The organism is Gemmata sp. SH-PL17 (genome assembly GCF_001610855.1).
GTDB classification, from domain to species: domain Bacteria; phylum Planctomycetota; class Planctomycetia; order Gemmatales; family Gemmataceae; genus Gemmata; species Gemmata massiliana.
Genome location: NZ_CP011271.1, coordinates 8,854,208 through 8,869,911, shown reverse-complemented (window position 1 = coordinate 8,869,911; position 15,704 = coordinate 8,854,208). Strand labels below are relative to the sequence as shown.

The following is a 15,704-nucleotide window of genomic DNA, read 5'->3' as shown; positions in this document are numbered from 1 at the left end:
CCGACAGGACACCTGAATGCCCACGGTTAGTTGCCCGTCGTGTGCCCGCGCGCTAGAAGTGGACGACGATTACCGCGACTGGACGGTTCGGTGCCCGCATTGCGCCACCGAGTTCGTTCCGGCCGAAGTCGCCCCGGCCCCGTTCGAGCGCGAGCCGCGTCGTCGGCGCGACGACCGGGGCAGTGACGAGAACGACGACTACGATCGCCCGCGCCGACGGCGGCGCGAGCGCGACGAATGGGAGTTTCAGGAAGCAACCCGCTTGGCCCACGGTCCGGGCACGTGGTTGGAGGTTTGTGGTTGGATCGGTGGGCTTCTGTTGGCTGGGGGTGCGGTCTATTGGTTCATCGTCGCCGCGGACATGGCGAACGGCAACGACGATGGGGCGGGTGCTGTCCTGTTCGGGATGTTCTCGGCCCTGTGTGTGGTGCCGTACACAATTGTGATGGTCGTCGGCGGCCGGAAACTGCGTTCATTGTCCAGTTACGGTTGGGCAATGACCGCGTCCGTTGTGGGGATCGTGTCTTTCTTCCTGCCGTGCTTCATGTGCTTTTGTGCGTTCATCCCTGTCGGGTTTGGCATTTGGGGCATGGTCACGCTGAATAACCCCGTCGTCAGTCGCGCCATCGACAGAAACAGTAACAGGCGCGCTCGTGAGTATTCCCGTGGGTGGGACGATTGATTCTCGCTGATTCAGCGACCGTTCTGTGTAGAATCACAGGAACGTCACCATACGAATTAGCAGAATCAACGAACCGATGAACACCACACTCGATTTTGACAAGGCCGGCGGACTGGTTCCCGCAGTTGCACAGGACGCAGACACGGGCGAAGTGCTGATGCTCGCGTGGATGAACCGCGAAGCGTTCGACGAAACGGTGCGCACCGGTCGCGCCGTGTACTTCAGTCGGAGCCGCAACAAACTGTGGCGCAAGGGGGAAGAGAGCGGGCACTTCCAGGAAGTGCGAGGCGTGTTCGTTGATTGTGACGCCGACACCGTGCTCCTGAAGGTCAAGCAGATCGGTGGTGCGGCGTGTCACGAGGGGTACAAGAGTTGCTTCTTCCGCCAACTCAACGAAGGGGAACTGAAGGTTGTTGCGGAACGCATCTTCGACCCGAAAGCTGTGTACAAGAAATAAGGTCCGCAAATCGTAAAGAACAGAGAGGAAAGGTAACAAGGGCGCTCATCCGCCCTGTTTTCCCACTCTCTCTTCTTGGCTTTCTGTTCAATTCGCCCTGTCTTTCCCAGCTTCCGGCTCGACGCCCAACCCCTCATCTTCTCATCTTGCCTGCGGACACTTGCTCACGGTATTGTGCCGGGTGGAGGTTGCCTCGACTTCGCACGGACGCACATCATGATGATCCGCACGTTGGCGTTCTGTTCGCTCGTCGCTCTTCTCGCGGGCTGTACGCGGTACCACTCGCGTGCTCAGGGACCGTTCGCGAAATCCGAGTCACCGACACTTCCTGGGGCGAACGTACCTAAGCCTCTCGGGAATCAACCCTCGTTGGGGATAGCTGCGGCTGATACCCCGCGTGCGGCTGCGACCGACGAACGACAACTCGTTCCCCCGCGAACCGATAATCTCGCACCGGTTGGTGCGTCGACTCCGTCCGAAGGTGATGCGGACGCGAGTGCGTTCCCGCCGTTCCGCAAGCGACCTGATCCGAAGTCGATGCCTTCACCGTTCGCGCCGAAACAACCCAATACAGAGATAGCGCCTAGTACCCCAACTCCGGCAGCGAAATCTCTTGCTGAACTGAAGGCGGTCGTCACAACGGCGAACACCGCGTGGAAGGCAGTAGACACGTTCGAGGCCACGGTGACGCGCAGGGAGATCAACCCTCAAGGCGCCCAAACCAGTGAACTCGTGCTGTTCCAGTTCCGCCGCGAACCGATGAGCGTGTTCACGCGCACGATCGGTGAGAACGGTAAGGGGCGCGAGATGCTGTACAACCCCAAGAAGCACGACGACAAGCTGTACCTGATGCTCGGCCAAGGGGACCACAAGCTGTTCAAGGCCGGGTTCATTGTGCCGCCCGTTTCGCCCGATGATCCGCGCGTGAAAGAAAAGGCCCGAAACAGTATCCGCGACGCCGGGTTCGAGAAAGCTCTCACTAGGCTCGCGGACACGGTTACGAAGATCGAAGCGGGTAAAGTGCCGGCCGATGCTCTTGTCCTTCACGGACCGGTCAAGCGCGACGAATACCCGTACCCGCTTACAGCCGTCACGCAGCAATTCCGCGCGGGTGACGATCCCTTGTTCCCGAAGGGGGGGAATCGCACGTACTTCTTCGACTTGAAGGAGAAGTCACCCTCGTATGGGCTGCCGGTGCTGATTGTCGCGGCCGACTCGATGGGGAAAGAAGCGGAATACTACCTGCTCGAAAAGGTGAAGCTCCCGGCCAATCTCACGGACGCGGACTTCAACCCGGATCGGTTGGGGAAGAAATAGTCAGAGTTGCTGGAGGTTCGGCCGATACCGTTGGCCGGACTGTTTCGAGCGTGCGGTACGGCGTCTCGATGACGTACCGCCGTGTAAAGACTTTCTCGACTAACTGGGGAAGTTGCAGCGACGGGTCTTGAAACCCGAGCCAAACTGTTGCTGCGTTCTCGTAGAGAAGCGGAATCACTTCACGCGACACCGACGTCCACCCACCTTCGACCGCGGTCATCACGTCTAAGTGCGGTATCGCGAAGATCACGCCCTCGGCTTCCGTCGCGCGAACGGCCCAGCGCATTTGGGCCACGGCCGCGAGCATGACTCCGCCTTCACCGTTCGTGGTCGCGTCCTTGACACGGCCATCTAAATAGCCGCACTTTGCGTTCGCTGCGTGGAGCCGTTCCTTCAAGCCAACGTAAAGCGGAAGCGTCCACCCTTTGTCACACACCACGAGACAACACGATCCGCGGCGCAAGTCCGTCGCGAGGTCGGCGAGTGCCTCGGCGAACGGAGCAATATTCGGAGGAGCGGGCATCGGTCCCTTCGGGTTAAGGGCGCACTACGACGATTTCGCCTGAACCAGCGCGAGACTATTACCGCATACTAAACGAGTGAATGAAGCCGGTCAAATCCAACACCCTGTCATCGTGTCAGCGGGAATGATGGACGTGGCAGCCGAATGGTTCGGAGAATGGTCCGGACCGACTTGACGTGATATCCGCATCTAACGTATCTTGCAGGGGTTAGTGCTGTCCCGCAATCCTCTCAGCGGCCTTCGGCACCCCGTTTGCTCCAACCTGTTTCCCAGACTCCTTCCACGCGATGTTGCCCAGTCGGTCCTTCCCGATAGGTCGCGCGTCCGGGGAGGTTAAACGATGATTCCTGTGCCGCGCCCCGCAGAGGGCGAACCAACAAACGCTGCTCCCGCGAACGCCCCCTGGCGGTTCTCGATTCTCATTGCTGACGACGATCGCGGAACGCGCGAGACGCTCGGTGAGATGCTGGACGCCCGCGGGTTCCGGACCGTGTTGGCCGCGGACGGGAGCGAGGCTGTTGAACTGGTTCAGGTGGACCTCGTTCACCTCGTACTGTTCGACATGCACATGCCCCGGCTCACGGGTCTGGAAGCGTTCGCGGTGATCCGCCAAACGCTCGACCGCATTCTGCCGGCCGTACTCATGACCGCGGACGCGAACAACGACCTGATCCGCCAGGCGTTCGCGGCGCAAGTGTATAGTGTGATTCCGAAGCCGGTGAACGGGAACGTCGTATTACACACCCTGGAACGGGCGCTCGCGAGGGTGTACGGCCCGCGCCCGGAACCACAAGACAAGGTCGAGGCGCCGCGCCCGCCGACCGACGAGTAACTAATTGATTCCCCAGGAGAGTTGACTCATGGCAGCGTTGAAGATCGTCCCGCTGAACGACAAGATCGTGGTCGAGCGCCTCGAGGCCGACGACAAGACGGTGGGCGGGATCATCCTCCCGGACAGCGCGAAGGAAAAGCCGAAGCAGGGCAAAGTGCTCGCGGTCGGTGAGGGCAAGCCGCTGGACGACGGCAAGCGCGCCCCGTTCCAGGTGAAGGTCGGCGACCGCGTGCTGTTCACGAGCTACGCGGGCAGCGAAGTCACCATCGACAACAAGGAATACCTCATCGTGACCGAGGACGACCTCCTCGCCGTTGTAGATTAAGCGCGATTCAAACGCGGAATGCAAAACGCGGCCGTTGAAAGGTTCGGACATTGATCCGAGTCCTCTCAACGGCCGCGTTTCGTATTTCTTCACTGATTGTGCGAAAATTTCTTGCGGTGGGATTTGCGCCGATTATAGTGTGACGAATATTCCGGCATGGGCCGGGTGTTTGCGTGTTGGTCTCCCTCACGACATGTACTCGCTCCGTGTGTGAGCGAGGTCGGAGGTGTCCCCGGCACGGGCGCACGGTGGCTGCGGTTCCGCATGGCTACGAACATTTACGTCGGTAACTTGCCTTGGTCCACTACGGACGAAGAACTGTCCGCAATGTTCCAACAATTCGGCGCGGTAACCCGCGCCCAAGTGGTCATGGATCGCGAAACCGGCCGCTCGCGCGGGTTCGGGTTCGTGGAGATGGCCAATGAAAACGAGGCCCAGGCTGCCATCGCCGCGCTCAATAACCAAGCGATCAACGGCCGCCCGCTTACTGTGAACATCGCGAAGCCGCGTGAGGGTGGCGGCGGGCGCGGTGGGTATGGCGGCGGTGGCGGTGGTGGCCGACGCGGAGGCGGCGGTGGCGGCGGATACGGTGGTGGAGGAGGCGGGTACGGCGGTGGATACGGTGGTGGAGGTGGCGGCGGATACGGCGGCGACCGTTACTAAGCTGCTTTCCTACTCCCGTTTATTTGCATTGCGCGTATATTAACCAACGCGCCCGACTTATGAGGTTACAACAAACCTCAGTCGGGTGCGTATTTGTTTCATTTTATGCTGCGGCCATTCCGGACTGGAAGCCACGAACGACCACAGCCCTTTAACCGGAGTCCCTATGGCAAAAGAAGAAGCCATTGAAGTCGAAGGTCGGGTCAAAGAAGCCCTTGCGAACACGCAGTTCCGCGTGGAACTGGACATCGGCGGCGAAGTTATCGCCCACGTTTCGGGCAAGATGCGCAAGAACTTCATCCGCATCATCCCGGGGGACCGGGTGAAGGTGGAAATCTCTCCTTACGATCTTACCCGCGGGCGAATCACGTTCCGTGTTCGGGGTTGAGCGCCCCCCATTTCACACTCGTCGTATCGCGATTCAGATCTCGGACTTGAGGCAAAGTTTACATATTGAGCACTTTTTCCTTGACCTCAAACCCTCCAATTGTCAAGTTATCTGCACGTCGCTCGATGGATCAGCGACGCCCATCACTCAAGCCAGGGAGGGTCACACCATGCTCATTACCACCGAATCCAAGGCTCAAGGTTGGCGCGCGGTTGCGGTTTTCGATGACCGCGCCGATGCACTCGTTTTCGTTGGTCGTTCGTCTACTCAGGTCCGCCAGCAGTACGCCGAAGCGTTCGCTGAAGTCCTCGACGACGAAGAACGCGAACACGTCACCACCGTCCAACTCCAACAGTGGAGCGGCGCCCCGGACGCGGGCCGCTGGACGCTGAAGGGCACGCTGAAGGTTCCGGCTCCGGTCAAGCTCCGCCTCGTTGCCTGATTGGTGCTCGACGAATTTCGATAGTAGCAGTCAACACAGAATGTGATCCGTACCCGGCCGCTCTCGCCTCGTGGAACCTACCGCGACCCGAGAGCGGCCGAGTTCACTTCCGTCTCGGTTCCGACTCTCACTGTGGTCACGGCACACACCGGGACCGCCCGTCGATCTCGAAGCAGCCGTTCTAATCCGAATGCGTTCTAGTGTTTTGCGACGGCCGATTCGTTTCTCGCGCCCGAACCCCGCTTCTTGTCCCTGCGTCACTTGGGATTGCCCCGTTCGCGCGGTCGGTGCGGTCGACACAATCTGGCTCACTTACCGGGCTTGCAACCGGACATCCCGCGTCGAACAATAGAGCAGTCACCTTGTCGGTTGCGCCCTGATTAACGCAGGAGCCCTCTCCCGCGCGCCGGCCCAGACGAGAGGAACCGTAGATGAACTCTTACGCTTCGCTGTGCGACGACTTCGGTGTCTCGACCTACGTTCACGGCAAACTCGAAATGCCGACGGGTCGCGAAACCGTGTTGCACTTCTTCGAGGCCGTCCAAAAGGTGGCCCCGAAGATGACCGAATTCGAGAAGCGCAGTGATACCGAATACATGCTCGAAGAGGATCGCGAGTCGGGCAGCTACCGCTGGACCTCGCTGGACCACCGCCGGCTGAGTGCCGGCTTCGTGAACCCGCCGACGCTCGAAGACGCGGACCAGCACAACGAGCGCGTCCTCGAAATCGCGCCGTACCACCTCGACCTGAACGGGATGCAAACCGAGTCGATGGACGTGCTGTACTACTTCGACTTCCTCTACCAAGGGAACCACGACGAAGTGGTGGCCGAAGCGCTCACCAGCGGGACGCCGCTCGAAGGGTTGGTCCAGGTGCCCGCCGCCCGAGTGCTCCACTACCAACCGACCATGATGCTGGCCCTTGATGACGCTTGTCAGCTTCAGGCGCGGCTGAGCATCGAGACGCGCACCAACGCTTACCAAGTGCGAACGAACAGTTTCTCGGAATCACCCGTGACCGTGTACTTCACGGTTCGACAGTTCTGGGGGAAGCAGCCGTTCAAGTCGTTCGCGGAGAGTTACCACAACCAGCGCCGCGTGCTCGACGAACTGGTGAGCACCTACGTTGTTCCGCAGGTTATCAACCCGCTCGCAAAGGCCATTAGCGCGAAGCAGTGATCGAGAAGTGTGAAGTCGGAAGGGTGGCGCCCACAAGCTCTGATCCCATCACGGGCGCCATCTTTCAAAGCGTTGTGACGAAACACGCATCTCTGTCAGTTAACCAGCAACAACAAGCAACGCATTTTCTCGAGCTGTCACAGCAGCCCGCGACACCCTTATGTTAAGGGCAGTTACTCACTGCTTGTCGTCCCCTTGAAGATTGCGCCCAACCCGATGACGAACAGGATCGGTGGGTAGAAGTAAAGTGTATCGTTCGCCAGACCAGCAAAGAACCAAATGACCGCGACCACCATCGCGAGAAGGCCACCCCAGAAGCCACTGTTGAACACCCGTCCTTCCAGACTCTGCTCGGTGCCCTCTGCGTTCTCTGATTGTGGTGCACGCTTCTTTTTCTTCTTCGCAAGAGAGTCCGTGTTGTACTCGTCCGGTTTGAGATACTTCGCAGTGGCGAGCACCATCTGACCACCCGACGATGATTCGCTAGTTTCTACTTCCGCGGATGGCTTCGCATCGAACCGACCCGGAAGTGCCGGGATCTTTTTGGGAACTTTGGGTTCGAGCTCGCCCGAGATCGGCTCGCCTGTTTCGAGTTCTTCCTGCACCAGTTGAGACGTCTCACCCGACACGTCCTCGTGCCCCCATTCCCCTTCGTTGGCACGTTCCGTGTCACAATTCATGGCGCACCTGATTTCGAGTGTCGAGCGCAGCTTGGGACGTTGTCTCGAATCTAGTTCACAAATCGAGTCACGGACGGGGTTGAGTGGACGACGAATGGCGGCGTTCGTTTGATGAGCGTATCACCTCTCACCATGATAATTCGACCACAACGAGTACTACCCCGATGAGTACCAGCGCTCCCGCTTTGTCTTCTTTTGCCAGTGGCCTGACCACCGAAACCGCGTTCGACGTGCTTGCAGTTGCGCGGAAACTGATGACCGGCGGGAAAGACGTGATCGCGCTTCAGATCGGTGATTCGCCGTTCCCGACGACAGCCAGTGCGATCAAAGCAGCGCACGCGGCCATTGATGCGGGCCTCACGCGGTACTGCCCGTCAGCCGGGTTACTCGAGTTTCGTGAAACTATCGCTCGCACGGTGAAGGCTGAATTCAACATCCCTGCGACCGCAGACAACGTGGTTGTTGGTCCCGGTGCGAAAGTGTTCGAGACGTACTTCTGCGAAGCGTTCCTCGAACCGGGCGACGCGGTCCTCGTGTTCCAGCCGGCGTTCCCGACCTTCGAGCCGAACATTCTCCGGCGCGGGGCGAAGCCGGTGTACGTCCCGCTCAAACAAGAGAATCAGTTCCGCCCCGATGTGGCGGCTATCGAAAAGTTCGTGAAGACCGAACCGCGTGCCCGCGCGCTGTTCCTCAACTTCCCCCACAACCCGACCGGCGGCGTCGCGACCCCGGAGGACCTGAAAGCGATCGCGAACATCGTCCGCGGAACGAACATCGCGGTGTTCAGCGACGAACCGTATTGCCACATGGTTTGGGGGGGCAAACACAGTAGCATTTTGGCCGAACCGGGAATGCTGGATCAGTGCGTGGGGTCGTACACGTTCTCGAAGAGCTACAGCATGAGTGGGTGGCGCTGCGGGTACATGATCGCGGCACCTTCGATCGCGCAGATCGTGAGCAAGATGATTAACACTTCGCTCTCGTGCGTGCCGCCTATTGTGCAAATGGCGGGTAAGGCGGCGCTCGAACACGATGCGGCCGAGCGCGACGAGGTGATGAAGAAGTTCCACGCGAAGGTCGAGTTGCTCGTCAACGAACTGCGGAAGGTGCCCGACGTAACTGTGCTGATGCCGGAAGGCACGTTCTACGTGTTTCCGCAAGTCGCCCCAATCTGCCAGCGACTTGGGATCACATCACACGGTCTCGCGATGTACCTGCTCGAAGGTGCGGACGACAAGCGCGGGGTCGCGTGCCTCGGTGGGGAATGTTTCGGCGCGGCCGGGCAAGGGTTCCTGCGCTTCAGTTGCGCAGAACCAGATGACCGGCTCGTGCAAGCGGTCGCGTTCTTCGCTGATGCCATCACTCGCACCGACCGCGTGAAGACATACCTGGACGCGAACCCGAAGTACCGCGCCAAGTAACCTCACCCTTCGAGTACGGTTCGCGCTTCTCGTTGCGCGGCTACTGCAGCGGCCGGATTCATTGCTGGCTCACCCGGGGGCACCGATCCTTCTGGTCCTTGAAGGACGGAGATCGGTGCCTCGGACGCGCCTCTCAGTTCGCGGCGTCGCAGCAAGCGGTAATACATGTACAGACCGTAGGCCACCACGAGCAGCGCACCAACAACCAGCGCGGTGCTCTCGAACCGGTGAATGAGAGCGAGAATCCACGTCCCGCAAAAGAAGAACAGTCCCACGCCCACAACCGCATAGACCAAATCGGCGATCAGGAACTTCAGGAACGAGTACCGCGTTGCCCCTGCGATGAGGAACACACCCGTTCTTAAAGGGGGGAGAAAGCGCGCCAGGATGAGCAACTTCATCCCGTGCTGTGTGAAGTGACCTTCAAGTCTCTGGCGCCGTTCGTTGCTTAGAACCTTCTGCACCCAACGATACTCGAACAGCTTCGCTCCCCACCTCCATCCGACGCCGTAAAGCACGCAGTCCGCGGCGATGATCCCGAGACCACACGAAGCCCAAGCTAGCGACCACCACACTTCCGAGTGGAGTGCGTTCACGCTCGCGGCGTATAGGATGCCGGCTTCCTCGGGCGCGGGTGGGATGCCGATGCCGGTGAGAAACAGCCAGAAGAAAATCGAAACGTACCAGTAAATGGCGTCGGTCATGTGCCGGCTCCTGTGCGCGGTGAACCGCTTCGCACAAGGAATGCACTTCCCGTTCCAATTGGTATTCAGCCGGGCTGGAAGCAGACGCTGGTGCGCCAGTAAACTGCGACGCCCACCAATTCGGAGGCGTCATGATGAGCGCGGATACAACCACTGCCAACTCAGACAGCGATGGGAAACTAAGGACCAACGACACTCTTCAATGGAACTGGATGGTCAAGATCCTCGGCGAGCTGCGCGAGTTGTTCGCCGGCCAACAGGTATTCGTTGCCGGTGATTTGTTGTGGTACCCGGTGCAGGGCGATCCCAAGATGCGCCAACAATGGGAAAGCGACGCCTTTGCTCCACAGGTCGTGTTTTGGGTGCGTTCGGCTCTGCGAACAGCAAGCGCACTGCGCGAAGAAACCACTGAGATGGTGAGGTTCTGCGACCAGCAGAAAGTTGAAGAACTTTACTGTGTTGAACCACGTCGGAACCGCGTGGTCGCCCTCGTTCGTAATGACAGCCAACTTAAAGTAGTCTACCCGCTCGAAGGCTACATCAGCCCACGCCTCGGTATCGGTTTTGGAGAAGACTTCTCGCAAAGGCTCTTTGATTGGAAGCCGGACCTTGTGGTTACGATCACGTGATGTGTGCCATCAGCCCCAAAGATCCGGTTCCGGGTGACTACCTCAAGTTATCGGGTTCTGCTTTCGGCGCGCGAGTTCCTTCATCACATCGGCCAACCCGCGTGTGTTGAACACATCGTCCTTTGTAAGCCACCCGCGGCGCGCGACTTGAACTCCGAACGTGTAAAGCGCCAGTTCGCCGGTGCTGTGAGCGTCCGGGTTTATGACGATCGGAATACCCATCGCCTTGGCCTGCTTCACGTACTTCCAGTCGAGATCGAGGCGCGACGGCTGAGCGTTGATCTCGATCATCTTGCCGTGCTTCGCGGCGACCTTCAGCACTTCGTCGAGGTTGATCTTGTACCCCTCGCGCTTGAGCAGCAGGCGCCCGGTCGCGTGGCCCAACATTGTCACCGCAGGGTGTGAAAGCGCCTTACACACGCGGGCTGTCATTTCGGCTTCCGTCATCCCGAAGTGTGAGTGAACGCTCGCGACGACGTACTCAAAACCCGCAAGCAACTCGTCGGTGTAGTCGAGCGATCCGTCTTCGAGGATGTCCACCTCGCTGCCTTTCAGGATGCGCACGCCATCTAGCTTCGCGTTCACGCGATCAATCTCGGCCCACTGCTTTCGCACCACATTCGACGGAAGCCCCCGCGCGATCGTGAGCGACTGCGAGTGGTCACCGACACCGAAATACTCGAAGCCGAGTTTCTTCGCCGCGAGCGCCATCTCTTCGAGGGACGCGGTGCCGTCGCTGTAGGTGGTATGGTTGTGAAACACGCCGCGGATGTCGGAGTCCACAACCAGCGCGGGGAGCTTCTTCAGTTCGCCGGCCTCGATCTCTCCGGTGTCTTCTCGCAATTCGGGCTGAATGTACGGCAGGTCGAGTGCAGCGAAGATGTCCGCTTCATCCTTGCACGGCACCAAGCGCGTTTCGTTCGCGAGTGCATATTCGTTGAGCGAAAGGCCGCGGTCAATGGCGCGCTGGCGCATCCGAATGTTGTGCTCTTTGCTCCCGGTGAAGTAGTGGAGCGCGAACGGGTATTGGGTGTCTTCCACTACACGGAGATCGGCCTGGAGCGTGACCTTCGTGCCGTGAACGTGCAGCCCGGCGATCACGCTCGATTTGGTCGGCCCCTGCCCCAAGACCTGAACCACTTCGGGAATCTTGACGAACGCATCCATGATGGGCTGGGCATTCGCGCTACTCACCAGGATGTCGAGATCCGCGACCGTCTCTTTCCGCCGACGAAGGCTCCCGCACAACTCAGCGCGAATGACTCCCGGGAATGTGCGGATCTGCTCTAACAGCGCCGTACCAAGTGGCAGCGCGAGATCGATCCGCACGCGGTGCCCGACTTGGTCGATGTATGCGATCCCTTCGAGAATCCGAGTCTGCGTCTTCGCGCCGAACCCTTTTTGCTTCGCGACCTCACCCGACTCGCACGCGGCTTTCAGTTTCTCGATCGAGTCGATGTTCAGCAGGTCGTGGAGCGCCTTGACCTTCTTCGGCCCGAGTCCCGGCAGCCGGAGCATCTTCACTAGCCCCGCCGGAATCGAAGCGCGCAGGTCTTCGAGGTACGGTAAATTCCCGGTCGTTACGAGCGTGGTGATCTTCAGCGCGAGCGCTTCACCGATGCCGCGCACCTCGGCCAGTTTCCCGTCCGCGACCATCTGCGCCAGGTCGCCGGGCAACTGCTGAACGAGCCGTGCCGCGTTGTGGTAGGCGTTCGTGCGGAACGTGTTCTCGCCCTTGAGTTCGAGAAGGGTGCCGATCTCGTCGAGGGCGTCGGCAACGTCGTCTTTGGTCACGGTTCGGTTCCTCACTAAAGGTGGTGTGAGGATACCAAAAGAGAGGATCCGAGGGGATGTTGGAGGTGGCAAGGCATACCTACCCCCCAACCCCCTCCCTAAAGGGAAGGGGAGCCGGCGCGCGAAATCTCTGTGATTGGGAACGCACTCGGTGAGTGGTTTTCCTCCCCTTCCCTTTAGGGAGGGGGTTGGGGGGTAGGTATGCCTTGCTCAGTGCGAATTATTCGTAATCCTCGTCGTCATCATCGTCGGGGTACGGAACCATTCGCGCGAGTCGGTCCTGGCGATCCTTGCCGACGTAGGCTTTGATGTAAATGTAAGGCTCTTCCAACCGGCGCGCGGGGAGCCATTTGCACTGAACATCGACGGTCGAGGTGTACGCGACGAGCCGGCCGGTGATCCGCTTCGGGATTCGTAAGGGCCAGCTGTATCCGTACTCCGTTCGCACCACTTGGCCGATGATCCGCTCGTCATCGTCCTCCTCGTCTTCCGTTTCAAACTCGCGGATCTCTTCCGCCAAGTCTTCCAGCACGTCGTCCAAATTCCGGACGTCCTCGACGAGTGTGAACACCACCTGGGCCGGCCAGAAATTGTCCCGCGCGTTTTTCTTGTAGAGGTTGTCGTTGGCGAACACGATCCACGCCTTCACGACGCGGCCCCTCCGTTTCAACTTCTCTTCCCGCGCCGCCTCCTGGCGCATGAACCACACATAGTAGCCGACCGCCAGCCCAACGAGGATCAACGGGATTCCGATACAAAGGCTGCCGAGGAGCCACCACATCGCGCCTTCAGGGGTTATCAGGAAACGAAACGTCCCGGTCCGCTCTCGACAGAGCCTACAGGACCGGGACACGCGGAACAAGTTTCAAGGCACCACACTCGGCGTCACGCGGCGATCTTCAGCCCGTGTGTCGGAGCGAACGAAGCGGCCCGCTTGCGCGTCGGGCCGTGGAGCATGATCTCCAGACCGTTCACGATGCGATCCGGCCCGCGCCCGTCGAACGTGTTCCGCGCGCAGCGGGTCATGCTCTTCCGTTCCATCGAGTCGTCGTGGAACAGGTCGACCGCTTCACGCAGTTGGTCGAAGGTCACGTCCGCCGCGTTGCCCAAGTAAGTCGCGACACCGTCCTCGTCGAGCTTCTTCCCGTTGCCCGCGTGCCGCTTGGTCTGGCTCAGGATCAGTTGCGGGATACCCACCACGCACAACTCCGGCGACCACCCGTCGCCGCTCGTCAGCGCGAAGTGAGCGCGGACGAGGCGCGTCATCAGCTCCTTGGTTTCGGTGATGACTTCGACCTTCCCGCCGCTGTCGTCGGCGAGGGCCAGCAGGTCGTCGTAACGCGGGTGATGCGTGCGGGCCGAGATCGTGATCTTCGCGACCTTCGGCATCTCCATGAGCTGCTGCGTGCGGGTCAGCGCTTCGCCCGCGAGGTCGTCGTCGCCCATCGCGACTAGGGCGCGGAACGGCATCGGCGGCTCGGTCGCGCGGATCGTGCGCTGCCGACGGAACACCCCACGGCAGAGCGCGAAGCGGGTGCCGAGCAGGAGCTGGCAGCCCGGCTCCACGCGGTACGTCTTCCGCGTCGGGAACAGGAGCGGGTTCACCACGAGGTCGGCCGGGAACCGCATGTCCGCGGTCGAGTCAAACACCATCACCAGCGCGCCGGTCTTCTTCAGCTCGCGGAGGTAGTCGGCCGAGTAGCCCTCACCCGCGACGACGATGGCGGCAGCGTTCATCTTCCGTGCGGCGGCGATGGTGGCTTCGAGGTCACCGTCGTCACCGATCTTGCGTTCGGCGGGCACCCAGTCGTTGTTGCCGCGGTTCACGACGGTCGCCAGCGAGAGCGGATCGAGGTAGCTGAGGAAGTTCGTTCCCCGGCGCCGGCGCTGGAGCGCCGCGGCGAGCGAGAGGCACTGGTAGAACGGCTCCCAGCCGTGCTCGCTTGTGCCGTCGCAGCGAAACAGAATCGGGCCACGAGTCGCATCCATGCGCAACGCTCCTGAGCAACCAGCGATTGAAAAGGTGCGCGAACGAGACACCACGAGCGCCCGCGGAGATCCACTCGCGGTCGTTGGGCCATAGCGTTCGCGCGTTCCGGTTGGTGTGGAGTGTGCTTCCGCTGCGGACGAGCGAGCGTCCATGCGCGAGCGAGACGCGCGGCGGGGAGCCAACTTCGACACCTCTTCTCCGGCCGGGTCATTGCTGACCCGAACGACTCACCACTGGGTTCCGGTCCGGTGGTGCGTCGTGCTCGGCCTTCGGGTTCCGGTCCGTTGGCCGAGCGGGGCGGATGGTAATTCAGTTTTCTCACAACCGACAAGGCCACTTTCTTCGCCCTCGATCACAATCCAAATTCCGAGTGTTGCGCGCCGATTTTTCGTGGTCCGGACGGCATCATTTGGGGCAAAAATACCGCTTACGCGGACCGTTCCGATTGCGCAGAACGTTCCACGTGGAACACTGTCAAAGACCCGAATTTCATGGCAGTTGCGATTCGTCCTCACGTTTGCGGCGTTCCACGTGGAACCCCTCTCGGACCACGTCACTTTGATTCCACTTCTCACAACCGCAGAGGTTGCTATGAGTCGGTCCAGATTGATTGACCCCGGAGACCTTCGCATGGAAGCGACCGTCAAAGCCCCGCCCCGTTTGGCCCGCGGACTCAACGCCCTCCTCGGCGACATCTCGGCCCCGCAATCCGCGGACACACCCGTGTCTCGGCTCGCGGTCGAGAAGATCGGGTTCAACCCGTACCAGCCGCGCAAGCAGTTCGACAACGACGAACTCGCCTCGCTCACCGCGAGCGTGAAGAACCACGGCATCCTCCAACCGCTCGTGGTGCGAGCCGTGGGGGACAGCTACCAACTCATCGCCGGCGAGCGCCGGCTCCGCGCGGCCAAGGACGCCGGGCTGATCGAGGTGCCCGTTCACGTGGTGACCTTCGACGACCAACAGGTCTTCGAGGCTGCCCTCGTCGAGAACATCCAGCGCACCGACCTGAACCCCATTGAGAAGGCCCAGGGGTTCAAGGAGTACATGGACAAGTTCCGGATGACGCAGGACCAACTCGGCGGGCGCCTCGGGCTGGACCGTTCGACCGTGAGCAACCTGCTCGGTCTCCTGAACCTGCACCCCGAAGTGCAGACCGCAGTTCGCAACGGTCAGCTCACGATGGGCCACGCAAAGGTGCTGAAGGGTGTAACAGACTTGGAGCAGCAGGTCGCGTTCTCGAAGGACGCGATTATGAAGAACTACTCTGTTCACGCACTGGAGCTGCTCGTCAAGCAACACAAGCTCGCGGCGGCGGGAGCCGAAGTCGCGGCCGAGGCAGTCGCCCGCAAAGAGCCGGTTGAGAAGACGGCCCACGTGAAGGGGCTGGAAGACGATCTCCGCCAGCGGCTCGCGGTGAAGATCGAGATCAAGGTGAAGGCGAAGGATAAGGGCCAAATCGTGATCGGATTCGACTCCAACGACGACTTCGAGCGGATCGTCCAGGCTCTTCAGAAGTGAGCACCTGACCCGAACGCGATCGAAACAAACAGGGGGCTGATGCCCCCTGTTTGCGTTTAAATGCCTCTCGCAAACCACGGAAGCGATTTCATTTCGAGTAACGGCTCACCCCTCCGGTTAAGCTAACATCCGCTGAAATGACCAGGATCGGGTAACGT

At 60.4% G+C, this 15,704-nt stretch carries 18 protein-coding genes; 12 read left to right on the top strand and 6 right to left on the bottom strand.

The genetic code is table 11. The features are described 5' to 3' along the window. The first annotated feature begins 16 nt into the window (after nt 1-16). The 3 genes from VT84_RS39360 (at nt 17) to VT84_RS37125 (ending at nt 2,456) form a co-directional block, all read left to right on the top strand. On the top strand, nt 17-682 hold the full coding sequence (locus tag VT84_RS39360) for a hypothetical protein (protein WP_157470278.1): 666 nt from the start codon (nt 17-19) through the stop codon (nt 680-682). Nucleotides 683-758: 76 nt separating this feature from the next. Then, the gene (hisI, locus tag VT84_RS37130) at nt 759-1,139 is read left to right on the top strand and encodes a phosphoribosyl-AMP cyclohydrolase (protein WP_052549629.1); all 381 of its coding nucleotides are present in this window, start codon (nt 759-761) and stop codon (nt 1,137-1,139) included. Nucleotides 1,140-1,355: 216 nt separating this feature from the next. Beyond that, nucleotides 1,356-2,456: a DUF1571 domain-containing protein gene (locus tag VT84_RS37125; RefSeq protein ID WP_082843098.1), complete on the top strand. Its 1,101-nt coding sequence runs from the start codon at nt 1,356-1,358 to the stop codon at nt 2,454-2,456. Here the strand turns inward: VT84_RS37125 and VT84_RS37120 are convergent. Then, nucleotides 2,428-2,979: a hypothetical protein gene (locus tag VT84_RS37120; protein ID WP_082843097.1), complete on the bottom strand. Its 552-nt coding sequence runs from the start codon at nt 2,977-2,979 to the stop codon at nt 2,428-2,430. The two genes, VT84_RS37125 and VT84_RS37120, sit on opposite strands and share 29 nt — an antisense overlap. A gap of 340 nt (nt 2,980-3,319) precedes the next feature. Between VT84_RS37120 and VT84_RS37115 the strand changes: the two genes are divergently transcribed. The 6 genes from VT84_RS37115 to VT84_RS37090 all read left to right on the top strand — a co-directional run bounded on the left by VT84_RS37115 (nt 3,320) and on the right by VT84_RS37090 (nt 6,807). After that, a complete protein-coding gene (locus VT84_RS37115) occupies nt 3,320-3,811 on the top strand; it encodes a response regulator (protein WP_082843096.1) in 492 nt (163 codons plus the stop codon). A 28-nt stretch (nt 3,812-3,839) separates the two neighbouring features. Beyond that, complete coding sequence (gene groES, locus VT84_RS37110; protein WP_204249686.1) at nt 3,840-4,136, top strand: co-chaperone GroES; 297 nt, start codon at nt 3,840-3,842, stop codon at nt 4,134-4,136. A 264-nt stretch (nt 4,137-4,400) separates the two neighbouring features. Continuing rightward, nucleotides 4,401-4,799 carry an RNA recognition motif domain-containing protein gene (locus VT84_RS37105; RefSeq protein WP_082843095.1) on the top strand — a complete coding sequence of 133 codons (399 nt, stop codon included), beginning with the start codon at nt 4,401-4,403 and terminating at the stop codon, nt 4,797-4,799. Nucleotides 4,800-4,965: 166 nt separating this feature from the next. Next, entirely contained in the window at nt 4,966-5,187 is a 222-nt protein-coding gene (infA, locus tag VT84_RS37100; protein ID WP_052549638.1) for a translation initiation factor IF-1, read from the top strand. A 169-nt stretch (nt 5,188-5,356) separates the two neighbouring features. Next, nucleotides 5,357-5,629, top strand: coding sequence for a hypothetical protein (locus tag VT84_RS37095; protein WP_052549640.1), 273 nt, complete (start codon nt 5,357-5,359; stop codon nt 5,627-5,629). Nucleotides 5,630-6,060: 431 nt separating this feature from the next. Then, entirely contained in the window at nt 6,061-6,807 is a 747-nt protein-coding gene (locus tag VT84_RS37090) for a hypothetical protein (protein ID WP_052549642.1), read from the top strand. A gap of 173 nt (nt 6,808-6,980) precedes the next feature. On the opposite strand, the gene VT84_RS37085 is transcribed toward VT84_RS37090, so the two are convergent. Continuing rightward, a complete protein-coding gene (locus tag VT84_RS37085) occupies nt 6,981-7,487 on the bottom strand; it encodes a hypothetical protein (RefSeq protein WP_052549644.1) in 507 nt (168 codons plus the stop codon). Nucleotides 7,488-7,651: 164 nt separating this feature from the next. On the opposite strand from VT84_RS37085, the gene VT84_RS37080 reads away from it, so the two are divergent. Continuing rightward, entirely contained in the window at nt 7,652-8,908 is a 1,257-nt protein-coding gene (locus VT84_RS37080; RefSeq protein WP_052549645.1) for a pyridoxal phosphate-dependent aminotransferase, read from the top strand. A gap of 2 nt (nt 8,909-8,910) precedes the next feature. On the opposite strand, the gene VT84_RS37075 is transcribed toward VT84_RS37080, so the two are convergent. Beyond that, entirely contained in the window at nt 8,911-9,612 is a 702-nt protein-coding gene (locus VT84_RS37075; RefSeq protein WP_082843094.1) for a DedA family protein, read from the bottom strand. Nucleotides 9,613-9,743: 131 nt separating this feature from the next. Here VT84_RS37075 and VT84_RS37070 point away from each other — a divergent pair, with 131 nt between their 5' ends. Beyond that, a complete protein-coding gene (locus VT84_RS37070; protein WP_052549649.1) occupies nt 9,744-10,241 on the top strand; it encodes a hypothetical protein in 498 nt (165 codons plus the stop codon). Between the two features lie 42 nt (nt 10,242-10,283). On the opposite strand, the gene polX is transcribed toward VT84_RS37070, so the two are convergent. The 3 genes from polX to VT84_RS37055 all read right to left on the bottom strand — a co-directional run bounded on the left by polX (nt 10,284) and on the right by VT84_RS37055 (nt 14,024). Continuing rightward, nucleotides 10,284-12,035 (bottom strand): DNA polymerase/3'-5' exonuclease PolX, encoded by a 1,752-nt coding sequence (gene polX, locus VT84_RS37065; protein ID WP_082843093.1) that lies wholly within the window; start codon nt 12,033-12,035, stop codon nt 10,284-10,286. Nucleotides 12,036-12,255: 220 nt separating this feature from the next. After that, complete coding sequence (locus VT84_RS37060) at nt 12,256-12,816, bottom strand: hypothetical protein (protein ID WP_082843092.1); 561 nt, start codon at nt 12,814-12,816, stop codon at nt 12,256-12,258. Nucleotides 12,817-12,920: 104 nt separating this feature from the next. Beyond that, complete coding sequence (locus tag VT84_RS37055; protein WP_052549654.1) at nt 12,921-14,024, bottom strand: PseG/SpsG family protein; 1,104 nt, start codon at nt 14,022-14,024, stop codon at nt 12,921-12,923. A gap of 631 nt (nt 14,025-14,655) precedes the next feature. On the opposite strand from VT84_RS37055, the gene VT84_RS37050 reads away from it, so the two are divergent. Next, on the top strand, nt 14,656-15,546 hold the full coding sequence (locus VT84_RS37050; protein WP_052549656.1) for a ParB/RepB/Spo0J family partition protein: 891 nt from the start codon (nt 14,656-14,658) through the stop codon (nt 15,544-15,546). The last annotated feature ends 158 nt before the right edge of the window (nt 15,547-15,704 follow it).